The sequence below is a fragment of the Bacillus sp. AP50 genome (assembly GCF_040492675.1).
GTDB classification, from domain to species: domain Bacteria; phylum Bacillota; class Bacilli; order Bacillales; family Bacillaceae_G; genus Bacillus_A; species Bacillus_A cereus.
The window spans coordinates 1-2,457 of sequence record NZ_JBEUTW010000544.1 but is presented as its reverse complement, the minus strand read 5'-3'; the positions used below and the strand labels follow the sequence as shown (position 1 = coordinate 2,457).

The window sequence follows — 2,457 nt, the reverse complement described above, 5'->3', positions numbered from 1 at the left end:
ATTGAATATATTTCATCCATACAAACGGCTGGTATTCACTTAAAGCTTTTCCATAAGCTTCTTTTTGTGCAATTATAGATAATTTCTCAATTTCATCAGCACTTAAAGGACCCTCTTTACATTTTTCATAAAATGTTTTTTCAAACTGATACGATGCTCGTATTGCCATTACATAATTAAAACTATTTCTTATTTTCCAGCTAAGTAATGACTTTTTCGTATCTTTACTATCCGTTGTTTCAATTAGATAATTTAAGAGTACCGTTTCAAAGAAAATAGATGCTGATTCAGCCGTACTCATTGGCAAATAATCATCTAAAAAAGACGTAGATTGTTCAAAACTCATATTATAAAAGTGCCAAGCATGTCCTAATTCATGAGCGAGCACTCTTACACTATCTATACTCCCATCATAACGAATGGAAATTCTCGATTCTTTCTCACTGAAAAATGGAGCACAAAACCCACCTGGTGGTTTATTCTCTCTCGGTTCAGCATCTACCCAACCACTTTCTATCGCATTACGTGCAAATTCTGCTAATTCTTCATCAATATTCTTACATGCATCATAAACGTTTTGTATTGCTACTGAAAAAGGAATCATGATCTCATTACTTTCCTTTACCGTCATAAGTTCATGCCATGTAATTGAAGCTTTTCCTTTCTTATACACGTTTAAAGCACTTACTAATTTATCAAGGTTTTCTTCTGTCGCATTCCACATTTGGAATAATACAGTTTCTGAAATGCCATTCGCATGAAAAGATTGTGTTAAAATCTCTCTATCTTCTATTTCATTACTCTTTGCATTACGCAATCTCCCTATTTGATTTAATACAGTAGCAAAGGTTTCTTTTTCCTTATGTAAAGTACTTGTAAGTAACTCGAATACTTCTAATCTTTCCTTTTCATTATCACTATTCATTGCAATAGTATTTGCTTGTCCAAAGGATAATTGTTTATTATTGTGCTCTATTTCTATCCTATCCCGTAATTGTATGTACATATTTTCCCAAGCATTAAGCTCATCTTTTATTAACTTAGTATTATCTGAAGTTTCCACTTCATTATGTTTTATTACTTGCTGTAATTCATTTTTTAGTTCCTTCACTTTCACGGTCAATTTAGTAAGGTCAGATGGTACACTTTCTTCAACTGATCTACAGTACAAATAGTATTCTGTTTTCTCAATAGCTTGTATTAGCTTTGAAAGAACCTCTACATCTTTTGTTACAAAATATTTCTCTTTCAACTCCAAAATTGGAAATAGAATATCCTCATTCAAATACAAGCGATTCAAATCCCATCTAGCAATTTCTTGCATTTTTATAGTCGCCTCCTATTTTTACAAATAGTTACAGATATTTCTCCCCACACAATTATATATGAAATGGCAAAATTTTGATATCTTCAAATATTTAAATTCCTACAAATACATTCTTATTTATACTCTTTTCTTCTACCATTAAGTATCATTCCACATATAAAAAATACTCCCTCTACAAGAGAGCAATTCATATAGGAAAACTTCAAAGATTTTATCTTCACCAATACCATATCGACCGGTAATCACAGATTAAAGAAAAAAGGATTGATCAAATGATCAATCCTTTACTCTACTTCATTTAAGAAAAATAACGTTATAACGCCAGGTCCTGTATGTGCTCCGATTGCTGCACCAATTGTATTTACGATAAATACTTCACAACCGAATCTTTCCGTAATTAATGATTTTAATGCTTCCGCTGTTTCTAAGTCATCACCATGAGTGATACCGATCGTTTGACCTTTAAGGTCTTTACCACGCTCTTCCATAATATCAACAATTCGGCTTAATACTTTCTTTTTCCCTCTTACCTTTTCAAGTGGTACAAGTTTTCCTTCTTCCACGTTTAAGATAGGCTTAATGTTTAGTAAACCACCGATAAAACCAGCTACTTTACTTAAACGTCCACCTCTAACAAGGTACTGTAAGTCAGCTACAGTGAAGATGTGCTCCATATGGTTCATTAGAAAAGCGACACGGTTTAAAATATCTTCTTTTGATGCGCCGTCTTTTGCCATTTTAGCAGCTTCTAAAACGACAAGACCTTGACCAAGCGAAGCACATTTTGTATCAATAATTTCTAAATCTAAATCTGCATATGTTTCTTTTACTTCCTCTTTAATGACAACTGATGATTGATATGTACCAGACAGTTCAGATGAAAAAGCTAAATATATACAAGGATTACCTTCTTTTGCATAAGAAACAAATTTTTCTTGGAAAGTTTCAAGTGAAGGCAATGATGTTCTATAAACAGCGCCTTCTCTCATTTTTTGTAATAATGTAACTGACTCTAATGTTACTCCATCTAAATACTCTGTTTCTGCTTCATCATATACACGGAGTGGAATTAAATCAATATCATATGCTTGCAGCAATTCTACTGGTAAATCCGCCGCACTATCCGTAAT

Annotated in this window: 2 protein-coding genes; both read right to left on the bottom strand. The window is 32.8% G+C overall.

The features are described from left to right. A partial coding sequence (locus tag ABWK52_RS26270; protein WP_353772240.1) for a M3 family metallopeptidase occupies nt 1–1,324 on the bottom strand: 1,324 nt, incomplete at its 3' end. Between the two features lie 287 nt (nt 1,325–1,611). Further along, a partial coding sequence (locus ABWK52_RS26265; RefSeq protein ID WP_353772239.1) for a DegV family protein occupies nt 1,612–2,457 on the bottom strand: 846 nt, incomplete at its 5' end.